Here is a 17,626-nt window from a genome sequence, read left to right on the forward strand (position 1 = left end):
AAATCATGAACAAAATGGGTTGCACCCGGTTGCACCTCTTCCTGCGCAAAGCTAATCTTGCCGCCAGCTGATGCCACTCGGTAGTGGCACCCATGAGGATAAGAAAATGGCTACGACCACCCTTGGGGTCAAACTCGACGACCCGACCCGCGAACGCCTGAAGGCGGCCGCGACCTCCATTGATCGCACGCCGCACTGGCTGATCAAGCAGGCGATTTTCAATTACCTGGAGAAACTGGAGGGTGGCGCAACCCTGACCGAGCTCAATGGCTTGAGCAACAAGGATGCTGAGGACGCTGGCGAAGTCCAGGCCGACCACGCCCACCAGTGCTTCCTTGAGTTCGCCGAGAGCATCCTGCCGCAATCCGTCCTGCGCGCTTCGATCACCGCCGCTTACCGTCGCCCTGAGCCGGAAGTGGTGCCAATGCTGATCGAGCAGGCTCGCCTGCCGGTGCAAATGGCCGAAGCCACCAACAAGCTCGCCGCTTCGATTGCCGAAAAACTGCGCAATCAGAAGAGTGCCGGCGGCCGTGCCGGTATTGTTCAGGGCCTGCTGCAAGAATTCTCGCTGTCGTCCCAGGAAGGCGTGGCCCTGATGTGCCTGGCCGAAGCGCTGCTGCGGATCCCGGACAAAGGCACCCGCGACGCCCTGATCCGCGACAAGATCAGCACCGGCAACTGGCATCCGCACCTGGGCAACAGCCCGTCGCTGTTCGTCAACGCCGCCACCTGGGGCCTGCTGCTGACCGGTAAACTGGTCGCCACCCATAACGAAGCCGGCCTCACCTCGTCCCTGAGCCGCATCATCGGCAAAAGCGGCGAGCCGATGATCCGCAAGGGCGTCGACATGGCCATGCGCCTGATGGGCGAGCAGTTCGTGACCGGCGAAACCATCGCTGAAGCCCTGGCCAACGCCAGCAAATTCGAAGCAAAGGGTTTCCGCTATTCCTACGACATGCTCGGTGAAGCCGCACTCACCGAACACGACGCGCAGAAATACCTGGCCTCGTACGAACAAGCCATTCACTCCATCGGCAAAGCCTCCCACGGCCGTGGGATTTATGAAGGCCCGGGCATCTCCATCAAACTGTCGGCACTGCACCCGCGTTACAGCCGTGCGCAGTACGAACGGGTGATGGATGAGCTGTACCCGCGCCTGCTGTCCCTGACCCTACTGGCCAAGCAATACGACATCGGCCTGAACATCGACGCCGAGGAAGCCGACCGCCTGGAGCTGTCGCTGGATCTGCTCGAGCGCCTGTGCTTCGAGCCACAACTGACCGGCTGGAACGGTATTGGCTTCGTGATCCAGGCCTACCAGAAGCGTTGCCCGTATGTGATCGACTACGTAATCGACCTGGCGCGCCGCAGCCGCCATCGCCTGATGATCCGCCTGGTAAAAGGCGCTTACTGGGACAGCGAGATCAAGCGCGCCCAGGTCGAAGGCCTGGAAGGCTACCCGGTATACACCCGCAAGGTGTACACCGACGTTTCCTACATTGCCTGTGCACGCAAACTGCTGTCGGTACCGGAAGTCATCTACCCGCAGTTCGCTACGCACAACGCCCATACCTTGTCGGCGATTTACCATATCGCCGGTCAGAACTATTACCCCGGCCAGTACGAGTTCCAATGCCTGCACGGCATGGGTGAACCGCTGTACGAGCAGGTAGTAGGCAAGGTTTCGGAAGGCAAGCTCAACCGTCCATGCCGCGTATACGCACCGGTCGGCACTCACGAAACACTGCTGGCTTACCTGGTGCGTCGCCTGCTGGAAAACGGCGCCAACACCTCGTTCGTCAACCGCATCGCCGACCAGTCCATCTCGATCCAGGAGCTGGTGGCCGATCCAGTGGCCAGCATCGAGCAGATGGCGACGCTGGAAGGCGGCTTCGGCCTGCCGCACCCGCGTATCCCGCTGCCGCGTGACCTGTACGGCAGCGACCGCGCCAACTCGGCCGGTATCGACCTGGCCAACGAACACCGCCTGGCATCGCTGTCCTGCGCCCTGTTGGCCACCGCGCACAACGACTGGAAGGCCGCGCCGATGCTCGGTTGCGCCGCCAGCGATCAAGCGGCGGCACCGGTATTGAACCCGTCCGACCTGCGTGATGTGGTCGGCCACGTGCAAGAAGCCACCGTCGAAGACGTCGACAACGCGATCCAGTGCGCCATCAGCGCAGGCCCGATCTGGCAGGCCACTCCGCCCGCCGAACGCGCCGCGATCCTGGAACGTGCCGCCGACCTGATGGAAGGTGAGATCCAGCCACTGATGGGCCTGCTGGCTCGCGAAGCCGGCAAGACCTTCGCCAACGCCATCGCCGAAGTGCGTGAAGCCGTGGACTTCCTGCGCTACTACGCGGTGCAGGCCCGCAACGACTTCACCAATGACGCGCACCGCCCATTGGGCCCTGTGGTGTGCATCAGCCCGTGGAACTTCCCGCTGGCCATTTTCAGTGGGCAAGTGGCTGCCGCACTGGCCGCCGGTAACCCGGTATTGGCCAAGCCTGCCGAGCAAACCCCGTTGGTCGCCGCCCAAGCCGTGCGCATTCTGCTGGAAGCGGGTATTCCGGAAGGCGTGTTGCAATTGCTGCCGGGCCAGGGTGAAAGCGTCGGTGCCCGCCTGGTGGGTGATGATCGCGTCAAAGGCGTGATGTTCACCGGCTCCACCGAAGTCGCGCGCCTGCTGCAACGCAATGTCGCCGGGCGCCTGGATGCCCAGGGCCGTCCGATCCCGCTGATCGCCGAAACCGGCGGCCAGAACGCAATGATCGTCGATTCCTCGGCACTCACCGAACAAGTGGTCATCGACGTGGTGTCCTCGGCCTTCGACAGCGCCGGTCAACGTTGCTCGGCCCTGCGCGTGTTGTGCCTGCAGGAAGATTCGGCAGATCGCGTGATCGAAATGCTCAAAGGCGCCATGGCTGAATGCCGCCTGGGCAACCCGGAGCGCCTGTCGGTGGACATCGGTCCGGTGATCGACGCCGAAGCCAAGGCCGGCATCGAGAAACACATCCAGGCCATGCGCGACAAAGGCCGCAATGTGTACCAGGTGGCGATTGCCGACAGTGAAGAAATCAAGCGCGGCACCTTCGTGATGCCCACCCTGATCGAGCTGGAAAGCTTCGACGAACTGCAACGGGAGATCTTCGGCCCGGTGCTGCACGTGGTGCGCTACAAGCGCAAGGAGATCGACCAGCTCATCGGCCAGATCAACGCCTCCGGCTATGGCCTGACCCTGGGCGTGCATACCCGTATCGACGAGACCATCGCCAAGGTGATCGACAACGTCAATGCCGGTAACGTCTATGTGAACCGCAACATCGTCGGTGCCGTGGTCGGCGTGCAGCCATTCGGCGGTGAAGGCCTGTCGGGCACTGGTCCGAAAGCCGGTGGTCCGCTGTACCTGTACCGCTTGCTGTCGACCCGTCCTACCGATGCGATCGAGCAATCCTTCGTACGTGGCGACAAACTGGCGGCACCGGATGTACGTCTGCGCGACGCCATGAGCCAGCCGCTGACCGCCCTGAAAACCTGGGCCGACAGCAATAAGTTCAGCGAGCTGAGTGCCCTGTGCAGCCAGTTCGCCGCGCAATCCCAAAGCGGTATCACCCGTCAGTTGGCTGGCCCGACCGGCGAGCGCAACAGCTACGCCATCCTGCCTCGCGAGCACGTACTGTGCCTGGCGGACGTGGAAGGCGATCTGTTGACTCAACTGGCGGCGGTATTGGCCGTCGGCGGTTCGGCGGTATGGCCGGAAACCGACCTGACCAAAGCCGTGTTCCCACGCTTGCCCAAGGAGATTCAGGCGAAAATCAAGCGCGTGGCCGACTGGACCAAGGACGAAGTGGTGTTTGACGCCGTTCTCCATCACGGGGATTCCGACCAACTGCGTGCGGTGTGCCAGCAAGTGGCCCAACGTGGTGGCGCGATTGTCGGGGTACATGGTTTGTCGCAAGGCGAGACCACGATTGCCTTGGAGCGCCTGGTGATCGAGCGTGCGTTGAGCGTTAACACCGCAGCTGCCGGCGGTAATGCCAGCCTGATGACCATCGGCTAACCCTGAAAATGCGGTAAACCCTGTGGGAGGGGGCAAGCCCCCTCCCACATTTGATCGCATTTCAATTCCCCTCCCCTCGTTCTGCCTCTTCATCACCCAGATCAATCTTGCTATCCAGTCTTTATTCGCGCACTTAGACTCAGGCCAATTCCTCCAAAGGTAAGCCGCCATGTCCGAGACGCTGCTCAGTTCCCGCAATCTGGCTTTCGAGCTGTACGAAGTCCTCGATGCCGAGGGCCTGACCCAGCGCGAGCGGTTTGCCGAGCACAATCGCGAAACCTTCGATGCGGCCATCAGCACGGCCCGCAACATTGCAGAGAAGTACTTCGCGCCACACAACCGCAAAAACGACGAGAACGAACCACGTTTTGAGGACGGTAAGGCGATTCTGATTCCGGAAGTGAAACCGGCGGTGGATGCGTTCCTTGAAGCCGGCTTCCTCAATGCGGCCCGCAGCTTCGAAGCCGGTGGCATGCAGTTGCCGACCCTGCTGTCTCAAGCCTGCTTCGCTCACTTCCAATCCGCCAACGCGGCCTCGACGTCCTACCCGTTCCTGACCATGGGCGCCGCCAACCTGATCGAAAGCTTCGGCACCGAGGAGCAGAAACAGCGCTTCCTGCAACCGATGATCGAAGGCCGCTTCTTCGGCACCATGGCCCTGACCGAACCCCACGCCGGCTCATCGCTGTCAGATATTCGTACCCGCGCCGAACCAGCGGCTGACGGCAGCTATCGACTCAAGGGCAACAAGATCTTTATCTCCGGAGGCGACCACCCGCTGTCGGAAAACATCGTGCACATGGTGCTGGCCAAACTGCCGGACGCGCCGGCCGGGGTGAAGGGCATTTCGCTGTTTATCGTGCCCAAGTTCCTGGTCAACGATGATGGCAGCCTGGGCGAACGTAACGATGTCCTGCTGGCCGGGCTGTTTCACAAGATGGGCTGGCGGGGCACCACGTCGACGGCGCTGAATTTCGGCGATAACGGTAACTGCGTCGGCTATCTGGTGGGTAAGCCGCACCAGGGCCTGAGCTGCATGTTCCAGATGATGAACGAGGCGCGCATCGGTGTGGGCATGGGCGCGGTGATGCTCGGCTACGCCGGCTATCTCTATTCGCTGGAATACGCCCGCGAACGTCCGCAAGGTCGCCTGCCCGACAGCAAAGACCCGTCCACCGCGCCGGTCTCGATCATCCAGCACGCCGATATCAAGCGCATGCTGCTAACGCAAAAAGCCTACGTCGAAGGCGCCTTCGACCTGGGCCTGTACGCCGCGCGCCTGTTCGATGACACCACGACGCTGGAAACCGAGGCAGAGCGTAAACAGGCCCACGAACTGCTGGACCTGCTCACGCCCATCGTCAAATCCTGGCCCTCGGAGTTCTGCCTCAAGGCCAACGAGCTGGCAATCCAGATCCTCGGCGGCCACGGCTACACCCGCGAATACCCGGTGGAGCAGTACTACCGCGACAACCGCCTGAACCCGATCCACGAGGGCACCCATGGCATCCAGTCCCTGGACTTGCTGGGGCGCAAATTGGCGCAGAACGGCGGCGCGGGGCTCAAGCAACTGATCCGGCTGATCGCCGACACGGGCTCGCGGGCACAGGAATATCCAGGCCTGACGGCGTTAGGAGAACCGCTGGAACACCTCGTGGCCCGTCTGCAAAGCGTGACGATCGGCCTGCTGACGGATCTCGCCCAGGGCAAGGTCAACAGCAGCCTGGCGAACTCGGCGCTGTACCTGAAGGTATTCGGGCACACGGTAATTGGCTGGCGCTGGCTGGAACAGGCGATTCGCGCCGAAGAAGGGCTGGCCAAGGGCAATGTGGCCGATGTCGCCTTCTATAAAGGCAAGCTCCAGGCCGCCCGGTATTTCCTGACCTGGGAAGTACCGGGCTGCCATCATGAACTGGCGATTCTGGAGGCACGGGATGATACGTGCCTGGGGATGCAGGATGAGTGGTTCTAGGGCTGGATCGCCTTGGAAATCACCTCGACCGTGGCGCTGACTTGCTCTTGGTAACGGTCGAGTTCCTGTTGGTGAGCCTGCTGCATTTCGATCTGCTCGGCGCACAGGTTCAGCGCCGCCAGCACCAGTAGCTTGTCACCGATCAGGGTCGGGTACTTTTTCTTGGTGGTGGCCAGGGAGGCCTTGAGCATGGTCACGGCGTGCATCAGGGTTTTATCTTCCCCGGCCGGGGCCTTGATCGAGTAATCCTCTCCGAGAATCGAAACGACCTTTATCCCTTCATTCATGCGCTGACAGGGCCTGCGCTCACGCGCTCAACCAGCGCCTGGATACGCGCTGCCGTCGCGCCGTGCTTTTCTTCCTGTTCCATCAGGTTCAGTTGCAGGCTGTCGTTCTCATCCTTGGCGCGAGCCAGTTCGGCCTTGAGGGATTCGTTGCTGCCCAGTAGCTCCTGATTCTGCTGTACCAGGTCGCTGACCAGTTGTTCCAGTTGGCTGAGGGATGCTTCTAACATTTTGATTTCTCGGGCTTTTTCAAAGGGCGGTGACGATAAAGAAAATTCACCTCGGATGCCAGGGTTATCCCTGGCGCGCAGCCCGTTTTTTAAGGGCCGGGCCACGCTTTCGAGCCTTAGTGACTGCATTTCCCCCTTCTGGTTCCTGAATCCGCGCAACCCCTCGTCAGGTGCGACAAAAACGCACAGCCCCCTATAGACTTTAGTCGTATGCCCGATAGAGAGGCACACCCCGTCTCATGACCGCACGGATCGCGCCTCTCCCAGGATTTCCGCATGTCGCTTCGTAATATGAATATCGCTCCGAGGGCCTTCCTCGGCTTCTCGCTTATTGGCGCGTTGATGTTGTTTCTAGGCGTGTTCGCCCTGAACCAGATGAGCAAGATCCGTGGCGCCACCCAAGACATCACCCAGTCCAGCGTGCCAAGCATTCGCGCCTTGGATGAGTTCACCCAACTGACCCTGCGCCTGCGCGTGCTGTCGTACCGCTTGCTGACCAACCGCGAGCCGGACGTGCAGCAAAAGACCCTGGAAGCCTTCGAACTGCGCAACCAGCAGATCCGCACCGCCCAGGGCGTCTACGAGAAACTGATCGACAGCGGCGAAGAACGCTCGATCTACGACGAATATATGCGCCTGCTTACCCAGTACCAGCAGATTGAAGCGCGTATGAAGAGCCTGTCGAGCGCCAACCAGATCGATGAGCTGCGCAACCTTCTCAACACAGAACTGTTGAACAACTCCGAGCAGGTCAACATGGTGCTCAACCGCCTGCTGGACTACAACAACAAGGCCGCCCTGGCCACCAATCAACAGGCCGAAGACCAGTACAACATGGCCTTTGACTGGGTGATTGGCCTGCTGGTGATCGCCACGGCGCTGACGATGTTGTTCGCCTGGCTGCTGACCCGCAGCATCACCCTGCCGATTTCCCAAGCGCTCGAAGCGGCGGAAGAAGTCGCCGAAGGCAACCTGACGCGGCCGATCAAGGTCGACGGCAACGACGAAGCCGGACGCCTGCTGGCCGCCATGGCCAAGATGCAGGAAAAGCTGCGCGACACGTTGCAACGCATCGCCGGCTCCGCCACCCAGCTGGCCTCCGCCGCCGAGGAGCTGAACGCCGTCACCGACGAAAGCGCGCGCGGCCTGACCCGGCAGAACAACGAAATCGAACAAGCCGCCACCGCCGTCAACGAGATGACCAGCGCCGTCGAAGAAGTCGCGCGCAATGCGGTGAGCACCTCTGAAGCCTCGCGCAACGCCACCACCTCCGCTGGTGACGGCCGCGACCTGGTGCAGGAAACCGTCAGCGCCATCGAGCGCATGAGCGGCGATGTGCAAGCGACCGCCACGCTGATTGGCGAACTGGCCAATGAGTCGCGCGATATCGGCAAAGTGCTGGACGTGATTCGCGGCCTGGCCGACCAGACCAACCTGCTGGCCCTGAACGCGGCAATTGAAGCGGCGCGTGCCGGGGAAGCCGGTCGTGGGTTCGCGGTGGTTGCCGATGAAGTGCGGGCGCTGGCCCATCGCACCCAGCAGTCCACCAGCGAGATCGAGCGGATGATCGGCAGTATCCAGGCCGGCACCGAGCACGCGGTGGACTCGATGCGCAACAGCACCGAACGCGCGGAGTCGACGTTGAACATCGCCAAAGGCGCAGGGATGTCGCTGGATACCATCAATACGGCGATTGTCGAGATCAACGAGCGCAACCTGGTCATCGCCAGCGCGGCGGAAGAACAGGCGCAGGTGGCGCGGGAAGTGGACCGCAACCTGGTAAATATCCGTGACCTGTCGGTGCAGTCGGCCACGGGCGCCAGCCAGACCAGTGCGGCGAGCAATGAGCTGTCGCGCCTGGCGGTGGATTTGAATGGGATGGTTGGCCGCTTCCGCCTCTAACTGCCTGCACTGGCTTGAAATGTGGGAGGGGGCTTGCCCCCGATAGCGGTGGGTCAGTTACAGATAAGCTGACTGAAATACCGCCATCGGGGGCAAGCCCCCTCCCACATTCAGATCTGCGCCCGGCGTTAAAAGCTTTTTGACAGCACAGCAATTCAACAGGTTAGAATCCCTGGCACGCAGACTGCATGGTCAGTTTGCGCCTCGCCTTATTTGCTCATGGAGTACTGCCTTTGAATGCGACAACCATCAACAGCCTGTTCTTGATCGGCGCGTTGCTGGTGAGTGCGAGCATTCTGGTGAGTTCTCTTTCCTCGCGCCTGGGCATCCCGATCCTGGTGATCATCCTGGCCGTGGGCATGGTCGCCGGCGTCGATGGCGGCGGCATCATCTTCGACAATTACCCGACTGCCTACCTGGTGGGCAACCTCGCGCTGGCGGTGATCCTGCTCGACGGCGGTTTGCGCACGCGGGTGGCGAGTTTCCGCGTGGCACTCTGGCCGGCGTTGTCCCTGGCCACGGTGGGGGTGTTGATTACCACCGGCCTCACGGGCATGGCGGCGGCCTGGCTGTTCAACCTGAATATTATTCAAGGCTTGCTGATCGGCGCGATTGTCGGCTCAACCGACGCCGCAGCCGTATTCTCGCTGCTGGGCGGCAAGGGCTTGAACGAACGGGTGACCGCCAGCCTTGAGATCGAATCCGGCAGCAACGACCCGATGGCGGTGTTCCTCACCGTCACCTTGATCGACATGCTCGCCAGCGGCCAGACCGGCCTGCACTGGAGCCTGCTGACCCATCTGGTGCGCGAGTTCGGCATCGGCGGCATCGTCGGCCTCGGCGGCGGCTGGTTGATGCTGCAGATGGTCAACCGCATCAACCTGGCCACCGGCCTGTACCCGATCCTGGTGATCGCCGGTGGCCTGTTCGTGTTCGCCCTGACCAACGCCCTGCATGGCAGCGGCTTCCTCGCCGTGTACCTGTGCGGCCTGGTGATCGGCAATCGCCCGGTGCGTAGCCGTCATGGCATTTTGCATATGCTCGACGGCATGGCCTGGCTGGCACAGATCGGTATGTTCCTGGTGCTGGGCCTGCTGGTCACGCCCCATGACTTGCTGCCGATTGCCCTGCCGGCCCTGGGCCTGGCGCTGTGGATGATCCTGTTCGCGCGGCCGCTGTCGGTGATGGTCGGCCTGCTGCCGTTCAAGGCGTTCCATGGCCGCGAAAAGGCCTTTATCGCCTGGGTCGGCCTGCGTGGCGCGGTCCCCATCATCCTGGCGGTGTTCCCGTTGATGGCGGGTCTGCCCCACGCGCAGCTGTACTTCAACCTGGCGTTCTTTATCGTGCTGGTGTCGCTGCTGGTACAGGGCACCAGCCTGCCGTGGGTGGCCAAGCTGCTGAAAGTGACCGTTCCGCCGGACCCGGCGCCGATCTCCCGCGCCGCCCTGGAAGTGCACGTCACCAGCGAATGGGAGCTGTTCGTCTACCGCCTGGGCGCAGAAAAATGGTGCATTGGCGCGGCCCTGCGTGAGCTGAAAATGCCCGAAGGCACGCGTATCGCTGCCCTGTTCCGTGGCCAGCAACTGCTCCATCCGTCGGGTAGTACGGTGCTGGAAGTTGGCGATTTGCTCTGCGTGATCGGCCACGAACACAACCTGCCGGCCCTGGGCAAACTGTTCAGCCAGGCACCGCAGCGCGGCCTCGATTTGCGCTTCTTCGGCGACTTCGTACTCGAAGGCGACGCCCAACTGGGTGCGGTTTCGGCGCTGTATGGCCTCAAGCTCGAAGGGATCGACCCGGACATGCCGCTGAGCCGCTTCATCACCCAGAAAGTCGGCGGCGCGCCGGTGGTGGGCGACCAGGTGGAGTGGAACAACACCATCTGGACCGTCGCGGTCATGGACGGGAACAAGATTGGCAAAGTCGGCGTCAGATTCCCCGAAGGAAGTCGCCCGGCCCCCGGACTCTTCCTCTAAACTGCGGGGCGACAGCACGCCCCCGATTCTTCACCTTGCTCGATCGGTCTCTATGCCTACCCTGCGCACTTTTCTCGCCACTGCCCTGCTGGGCCTGACCCTTTGTGTCGGCAGCGTCTACGCCGCCGACCCGCCCAGCGCCGACGCCATCCAGCAAACCCTGGACAAGCTGCCTGATCGCAAGCTGCCCGACGCCGACATGAAGGCGCTGCAGTCGATCCTGCAACAGACCCTGACCTACCTGGGCAACAAGCAGGATTACGAACAGCGTCTGGTCGACCTCAAGCGCCAGTTGGAAGACGCCCCGCGCCAGACCAGCGAGAACCAGCGCGAACTGACCCGGCTCAAGGCCACCAAGATCATTCCGGTCGCCCAGCGCTACGCCACCCTGCCGGTACCGCAGCTCGAGCAACTGCTGGTGCAGCGCACCACCCAGCAAGGCGACCTGCAAAAAGACCTGGCCGAAGCCAACAGCCTGACCATCGCGGCCCAGACCCGCCCCGAGCGTGCCCAGACCGAAATCAGCAGCAGCCAGACGCGCATCCAGCAGATCAATTCGACCCTCAAGGCCGGCAAGGACAATGGCAAAGCCCTCAGCAGCGACCAGCGCAACCAGCTGAATGCCGAACTTGCCGCACTGAATGCCCTGATTCCCCTGCGCCGCCAGGAACTGGCCGGCAACAGCCAACTGCAAGACCTGGGCAACAGCCAGCACGACCTGGTGGTGGAAAAGACCGCGCGCCTGGAACAAGAGATCCAGGACCTGCAAACCCTGATCAACCAGAAACGCCTGGCCCAGTCCCAACAGACCGTTACCCAGCAGTCCATCGAAGCGCAAAAGGCCGGCGGCAGCAGCCTGTTGGCCACGGAAAGCGCGGCCAACCTGAAGCTGTCCGACTACCTGCTCAAGAGCACCGACCGCCTCAACGACCTGACCCAGAAGAACCTGCAGACCAAACAGCAACTGGACACAGTGACCCAGAGCGATTCGGCCCTGGACGAGCAAATCAACGTGCTCAAGGGCAGCCTGCTGCTGTCGAAAATTTTGTATAAGCAGAAACAAGCACTGCCCCGCCTGACCGTGGACCGCGACCTGGCGGACGACATCGCCAACATTCGCCTGTACCAGTTTGAGGTCAACCAACAGCGCGAGCTGATCAGCTCTCCCAGCACTTATGTGGACAACCTGCTGGCCAACCAGCCGCCGGCCGACGTCACCCCACAACTGCGGCGTACCCTGCTGGAACTGGCGATTACCCGCAGTGACCTGCTGGAGCGCCTGAGCCGAGAGTTGAGCGCGCTGCTTAACGAATCCATCACCCTTCAACTGAACCAGAAACAACTGCTCAGCACCGCCACCACCCTGCGCGCGACGCTCGATGAACAGATGTTCTGGATCCCCAGCAACAAGCCGCTGGACACCGAGTGGCTGGAAACCGTGCCGGCGCACCTGAGCAAGCAGGTTGCCACCCTGCCCTGGGCTTCCAGCGTCAGCGAGTTGTACGACGGCCTGACCCAGCGCCCGCTGCTGTTCCTGCCGTTGCTGCTGTTGATCGGCGCGCTGCTGTGGCGACGCAAGGCCCTGTACCAACGCCTGAACAAGGTCCACCTGGACATCGGTCACTTCAAGCGCGACAGCCAGTGGCACACACCGCAAGCGATCTTGATCAATATCCTGCTGGCCATGCCCGTATCGTTGGGGCTGGCGCTGTGCGGCTACGCGCTGCAGATCGACGCCCGTGGGCAAAACGCCAACCTGGGTTCAGCCCTGCTGCAACTGGCCCAGGCGTGGCTGGTGTTCTACACCGCCTACCGCATCCTGGCGCCGGGCGGCGTGGCCGAGTTGCACTTCCGCTGGGAAAAGCCCCAAGTCGAATTCCTCCAAGGCTGGGTGCGCAAACTCGGGCTGGTGGTGCTGGCCCTGGTGGCTGTGGTGGCCATCGCCGAGCACCAACCGGCAGCACTGGCCGACGACGTGCTGGGCATCGCCGTGGTCCTGACCTGCTACGCCCTGATGGCCTGGTTGCTGGGGCGCCTGCTGCTCCACAGCCCGACCCACGAAAAAGCCTCGCTGTTCCGCAAAGCCATGGGCCTGGTGTTCACCGCGCTGCCTATCGCGCTGTTTATCGCCGTGTGCTTTGGCTACTACTACACCGCGCTCAAGCTCAGCGACCGGTTGATCAACACCCTGTACCTGCTGATGTTCTGGCTGGTGATCGAAGCCACCTTCGTCCGCGGCCTCGGCGTTGCCGCCCGGCGCCTGGCCTATTCCCGCGCCCTGGCCAAACGCCAGGCGGCCAAGGAAGCGGGTGACGGCGAAGCGGTGATCGAAGAACCGACACTGGACATCGAGCAGGTCAACGAACAGTCCATGCGCCTGATTCGCCTGGCCCTGCTCGGCGGTTTTATCGCCGCGCTGTACTGGGTGTGGTCGGACCTGATCTCGGTGTTTTCGTACCTGGATAACGTCACCCTGTACGAATACACCAGCGGCACCGGTGCCAATATCAGCATGGTGCCGATCAGCATCGGCGACTTGCTTGGCGCGCTGATCATCATCGGCATCACCTTCGCACTGGCGCGTAACCTGCCGGGTTTGCTGGAAGTACTCGTACTGTCCAAGCTCGACCTGGCCCAGGGCAGCGCCTACGCCACCACCACATTGCTGTCTTACGTGATCGCCGGCGTGGGCTTCGTGTCCACACTGTCCACCCTCGGCGTGAGCTGGGACAAGTTGCAGTGGCTAGTCGCCGCGCTGTCGGTGGGCCTGGGCTTCGGGATGCAGGAGATCTTCGCCAACTTCATCTCCGGCATCATGATCCTGTTCGAACGTCCGGTGCGGATCGGCGACACCATCACCATCGGCAACCTGTCGGGTACGGTGAGCAAGATCCGCATCCGCGCCACCACCATCACCGACTTCGACCGCAAGGACATCATTGTCCCCAACAAGACGTTCATTACCGGGCAACTGATCAACTGGTCGCTGACCGACACCATCACCCGCGTCACCCTCAAGCTGGGCGTGGACTACGGCTCCGACCTGGACCTGGTGAAGGAATTGTTGCTCAAGGCCGCGCGAGAAAACCCGAGGGTGTTGAAGGAACCGGAACCCCACGTGTACTTCCTCAACTTCGGCGAAAGTACACTGGACCACGAACTGCGCATGCACGTGCGCGACCTCGGCGACCGCAACCCGGTGATCGACGAAGTGAACCGCTTTATCAACCGCGAGTTCAAGAACCACCACATCAACATCTCCTTCCGGCAGATGGAGGTGTACCTCAAAAACCTCCACGGCCAGGAATACAAGCTGGTGCCGGTGGAAGACGAGAAGAGAACCATCGTCGGGCCGGCCGAGGCGCAAGATGTGCCAGAGCCGCCGGCGGGCAAAGTGGCGGATGCACCCGAGCCACCGCCGAGCAAACTCGACTAAATGCCCTATCCCCAGCAGAATGCTCGGACATTCTGCTGGAGATGGCCGGTGAAAGCCCTCGACGAACTGACCTTCGACAACCGCTTCGCACGCCTGGGCGACGCGTTCTCAACCCACGTATTGCCCGAGCCCCTCGACGAACCGCGCCTAGTGGTGGCAAGCAATGCCGCCATGGCCCTGCTCGACCTCGACCCTGCAGTGGCCGAAACGCCGGTGTTTGCCGAGCTGTTCAGCGGCCACAAGCTGTGGGCCGAAGCCGAGCCGCGGGCGATGGTCTATTCCGGGCATCAGTTTGGCGGCTACACCCCACAACTGGGCGATGGCCGAGGGTTGCTGCTGGGCGAGGTGTACAACGAGGCCGGCGAACATTGGGATCTGCACCTGAAAGGCGCGGGGATGACGCCCTACTCGCGCATGGGCGATGGCCGCGCGGTGCTGCGCTCGTCAATCCGGGAGTTTTTGGCCTCCGAAGCGCTGCATGCATTGGGCATCCCCAGCAGCCGCGCGTTGTGCGTGATCGGCTCCAGCACCCCGGTCTGGCGGGAGAAGCAGGAACGTGGGGCGATGGTGCTACGCTTGGCGCCCAGCCATGTCCGCTTTGGTCATTTCGAATATTTCTACTACACCAAGAAGCCCGAACAGCAGGCCGAGCTGGCCGAACACGTGCTGAACCTGCACTACCCCGAGTGCCGGGAACAGCCCGAGCCCTACCTGGCGATGTTCCGCGAAATCGTCGAACGCAACGCCGAGATGATCGCCAAATGGCAGGCCTATGGTTTCTGCCACGGGGTGATGAACACCGACAACATGTCGATCCTCGGCATCACCTTCGACTTCGGGCCGTTTGCGTTTCTCGACGACTTTGACGCGCACTTCATCTGCAACCACTCGGACCATGAAGGGCGCTATTCCTTCAGTAACCAAGTGCCCATCGGCCAGTGGAATCTCAGCGCGCTGGCCCAGGCGCTCACGCCTTTTATCAGCGTCGACGCCTTGAAAGAAGCCCTTGGCCTGTATCTGCCGCTGTACCAGGCCCACTACCTGGACCTGATGCGCCGCCGATTGGGGCTGACCACTGCCGAAGACGAGGACCAGAAGCTGGTCGAGCAGTTGCTGAAGCTGATGCAGAACAGCGGTGTGGATTACACGCTGTTCTTCCGGCGGCTGGGGGATGAACCGGCAGCGCTGGCGGTGGCGAAGCTGCGCGATGATTTTGTCGACCTCGCCGGCTTTGATGCCTGGGCAGGACTGTACAAGGCTCGTGTTGAGCGGGATGGGGATTACAGCGAGGAACAGCGCCGTGAGCGGATGCACGCAGTGAACCCGCTATACATCCTGCGTAACTACCTCGCACAGAACGCTATCGCTGCCGCCGAATCAGGCGATTACAGCGAAGTGCGACGGTTGCATGAGGTGCTTTCCAAACCGTTCGAGGAGCAGGCGGGGATGGAACAGTACGCGCAACGACCGCCGGATTGGGGCAAGCATTTGGAGATCAGTTGTTCGTCGTAAGACAGAGAGGCTGTGGCGAGAGAGCTTACTCCCGCAGGGCTGCTGCGCAGCCCAACGCGGGGCAAGCCCGCTCGCCACAGTCATGTATCTATCTTGATAACTATCGGCGCTGACTCCAAATAGAGACTAATGGCCATACTCAGGAGCCCACCATGTCCGACCCTCTCGTTATCCCCTGCCCCCATTGCAACGGCCTCAACCGCATCCCCGGCGAACGCCTGGGTGATACGCCCAAGTGCGGGCGTTGCAAGCAACCGGTTCTACTGAGCAAGCCTTTCGAGCTGAAGCAAGGCGACTACGCCAGTCAGATCAAGGGCGATTTGCCGTTGCTGGTGGACGTGTGGGCCGATTGGTGTGGGCCGTGCAAGTCGTTTGCGCCGGTGTTCGAGCAGGCGGCCGGGCAGTTGGAAGGCAAGTGCCGGTTGGCCAAGCTGGACAGCGAGGCCAACCAGCAGCTGTCGGCGCAACTGGGGATCCGGTCGATCCCCAGTCTGATTCTGTTCAAGAACGGCCGCGAAGTGGCGCGCCAGAGCGGGGCGTTTCCGTTGCCGCAGTTGATGAGCTGGTTGCGTAGCCAGGGGGTGTAACCGGGCCTTGAGAACAAGGCTGGACAGTGTGGGAGGGGGCAAGTCGAATCGTCGCACCGCCCCTCCCACATTTGACCGAGTGTTATCTTCAGGCCACGGGGGCTTCGCGGTCCATTATCTGGCCGACCAGCATTACGCCAAGTTCGCTCAATTGGTGGATAGCCAGGGCCACGTCGCGGTGTTCGCCGGTGAGGTCGTTGGACAGGTTGAGTAACAGGGTGCGGACGGAGGAGAAGGTTTCGTAGCTGTTGAGGATGAGGGTTTCGGTGGGGAGGTTGGCTGTAACGGTATAGAGGTTAACCATGGATCGTCTCCGAGTAGTGGAGCCGCAACCGGCCGCTACTAAACGGAGGGTGGCAGCTGTACGCAGGTTAGTAGACCGGGGAGACGCAACCGGCGCGCTCGAAAGCGCCCTCCGTACAGCCACCATCAAATTCAGGAAGCTCCTGATCGACGAATTGCCGTACGTCTCACCTCGGGCTACTAAACCCGATCACTGAACATTCAGTGACCGCAGAACCTTAGAGATGCCCATCCAGACGCACAAGCCGGCGGATTCTGGCGTACCTGTAGGCAACGATACAAGCCACACCCCCTCTAGCCAGACCCTTCCTACAGCCTCTGTGGGAAAAATCCAATCCCCGACTGAAATGCAATTCAAATGTGGGAGGGGGCTTGCTCCCGATGGCGGTGAGTCAGTCAAAGTACTCGTGACTGATACACCGCCATCGGGAGCAAGCCCCCTCCCACAGAGGTTTTGTGTCGCCAGCAAAATCAGGCGTTTTCCAGCAGGTTATGCAACTCCACAAATTGCAGAGTGAGCTTGTGCCGTGGGTCCAGGTGGATCAGCGGCTTGTTCTCCTGGTGCGACTCGCGCATGCGCACCGAGCTGGCCAGGTACACCGGCAGCACCGGCAAGCCTTCGGCAATCAACTCATCGAGCATTTGCTGCGGCAGGCTCGCCCGCGCCTGGAACTGGTTGACCACGATACCTTCGACTTCCAGGCCTTCGTTGTGGTCTTCCTTCAATTCTTCGATTTCGGCCAGCAGGCCATACAGTGCCTGGCGCGAGAAGCTGTCGCAATCGAAGGGGATCAGCACACGATCAGCGGCAATCAGCGCCGAAACCGCATAAAAGTTCAGGGCTGGCGGGGTATCCAGGTAGATCCGGTCGTAATCCTCGCTCAGCTCATCCAGCAGCTTTCGCAGCTTGTTGATCTTGTGCTTGGCTTCAAGCTTGGGCTGCAAGTCCGCGAGTTCGGCGGTCGCGGTGATGACGTGCAGGTTGTCGAAGGGTGTTTCGTAGATATCCACCTTGTTCTTCTTCGAAAACGGCCCGGAAGACAGGGTTTGCTTGAAAAAGTCCGCGATCCCCATAGGGATGTCATCGCCGGTCAGCCCGGTGAGGTATTGGGTCGAGTTGGCTTGTGCATCGAGGTCCACCAACAGGGTTCGATAGCCTTCGCTGGCGCTGACCGCCGCCAGGTTGCAGGCAATGCTGGACTTACCAACACCGCCTTTTTGATTGAACACCACGCGCCGCATGGAAAAACCTCCGTGTATCAATGAATGTCCGAGTGTAGAGGGCAAAAGCGCCTGTTAGCTACCTCGTTCATCGATGCATTGCTGCATCGCATCTGCCCTGTCATACGTCGCGGACAAGTGAA

General features: G+C 61.6%; 11 protein-coding genes and 1 pseudogene. 8 read left to right on the plus strand and 4 right to left on the minus strand.

The window, feature by feature from the left end:
- The first annotated feature begins 106 nt into the window (after positions 1-106).
- Both putA and HDC32_RS22085 read left to right on the plus strand, forming a co-directional pair.
- The gene (gene putA, locus HDC32_RS22080; protein ID WP_184745448.1) at positions 107-4,060 is read left to right on the plus strand and encodes a trifunctional transcriptional regulator/proline dehydrogenase/L-glutamate gamma-semialdehyde dehydrogenase; all 3,954 of its coding nucleotides are present in this window, start codon (positions 107-109) and stop codon (positions 4,058-4,060) included.
- A 169-nt stretch (positions 4,061-4,229) separates the two neighbouring features.
- Positions 4,230-6,032: an acyl-CoA dehydrogenase gene (locus HDC32_RS22085; RefSeq protein ID WP_131696832.1), complete on the plus strand. Its 1,803-nt coding sequence runs from the start codon at positions 4,230-4,232 to the stop codon at positions 6,030-6,032.
- Here HDC32_RS22085 and HDC32_RS22090 read toward each other — a convergent pair.
- Both HDC32_RS22090 and HDC32_RS22095 read right to left on the minus strand, forming a co-directional pair.
- Entirely contained in the window at positions 6,029-6,319 is a 291-nt protein-coding gene (locus HDC32_RS22090; RefSeq protein WP_017526490.1) for a cell division protein ZapA, read from the minus strand. The two genes, HDC32_RS22085 and HDC32_RS22090, sit on opposite strands and share 4 nt — an antisense overlap.
- Positions 6,316-6,546, minus strand: a complete 231-nt coding sequence (locus tag HDC32_RS22095; RefSeq protein ID WP_003187970.1) for a hypothetical protein — start codon at positions 6,544-6,546, stop codon at positions 6,316-6,318. The genes HDC32_RS22090 and HDC32_RS22095 overlap by 4 nt, the downstream gene beginning before the upstream one ends.
- Before the next feature lie 291 nt (positions 6,547-6,837).
- Between HDC32_RS22095 and HDC32_RS32505 the strand changes: the two are divergent.
- From HDC32_RS32505 to trxC, 6 genes and pseudogenes are all read left to right on the plus strand, one after another.
- A pseudogene (locus HDC32_RS32505) lies at positions 6,838-7,593 on the plus strand (MCP four helix bundle domain-containing protein); the annotation flags it as partial.
- Positions 7,585-8,448 carry a methyl-accepting chemotaxis protein gene (locus tag HDC32_RS32510; protein ID WP_371920968.1) on the plus strand — a complete coding sequence of 288 codons (864 nt, stop codon included), beginning with the start codon at positions 7,585-7,587 and terminating at the stop codon, positions 8,446-8,448. The pseudogene HDC32_RS32505 and the gene HDC32_RS32510, both read left to right, overlap by 9 nt.
- Before the next feature lie 233 nt (positions 8,449-8,681).
- Complete coding sequence (locus tag HDC32_RS22105) at positions 8,682-10,424, plus strand: potassium/proton antiporter (RefSeq protein WP_167655577.1); 1,743 nt, start codon at positions 8,682-8,684, stop codon at positions 10,422-10,424.
- A gap of 52 nt (positions 10,425-10,476) precedes the next feature.
- Positions 10,477-13,860, plus strand: a complete 3,384-nt coding sequence (mscK, locus tag HDC32_RS22110; protein WP_167655578.1) for a mechanosensitive channel MscK — start codon at positions 10,477-10,479, stop codon at positions 13,858-13,860.
- A 48-nt stretch (positions 13,861-13,908) separates the two neighbouring features.
- On the plus strand, positions 13,909-15,372 hold the full coding sequence (gene selO / locus HDC32_RS22115; RefSeq protein WP_184745450.1) for a protein adenylyltransferase SelO: 1,464 nt from the start codon (positions 13,909-13,911) through the stop codon (positions 15,370-15,372).
- Positions 15,373-15,524: 152 nt separating this feature from the next.
- Positions 15,525-15,959: a thioredoxin TrxC gene (gene trxC, locus HDC32_RS22120; protein ID WP_065925687.1), complete on the plus strand. Its 435-nt coding sequence runs from the start codon at positions 15,525-15,527 to the stop codon at positions 15,957-15,959.
- A gap of 88 nt (positions 15,960-16,047) precedes the next feature.
- Here trxC and HDC32_RS22125 read toward each other — a convergent pair whose 3' ends face one another.
- Together HDC32_RS22125 and HDC32_RS22130 are read right to left on the minus strand one after the other, a co-directional pair.
- Positions 16,048-16,263, minus strand: a complete 216-nt coding sequence (locus tag HDC32_RS22125; RefSeq protein ID WP_145335944.1) for a DUF6124 family protein — start codon at positions 16,261-16,263, stop codon at positions 16,048-16,050.
- Positions 16,264-16,733: 470 nt separating this feature from the next.
- Entirely contained in the window at positions 16,734-17,504 is a 771-nt protein-coding gene (locus HDC32_RS22130; protein WP_053139210.1) for a ParA family protein, read from the minus strand.
- Between the last annotated feature and the right edge of the window lie 122 nt (positions 17,505-17,626).

The sequence above is a fragment of the Pseudomonas sp. JAI120 genome (assembly GCF_014207255.1).
In the GTDB taxonomy this organism is placed as follows: Bacteria; Pseudomonadota; Gammaproteobacteria; order Pseudomonadales; family Pseudomonadaceae; genus Aquipseudomonas.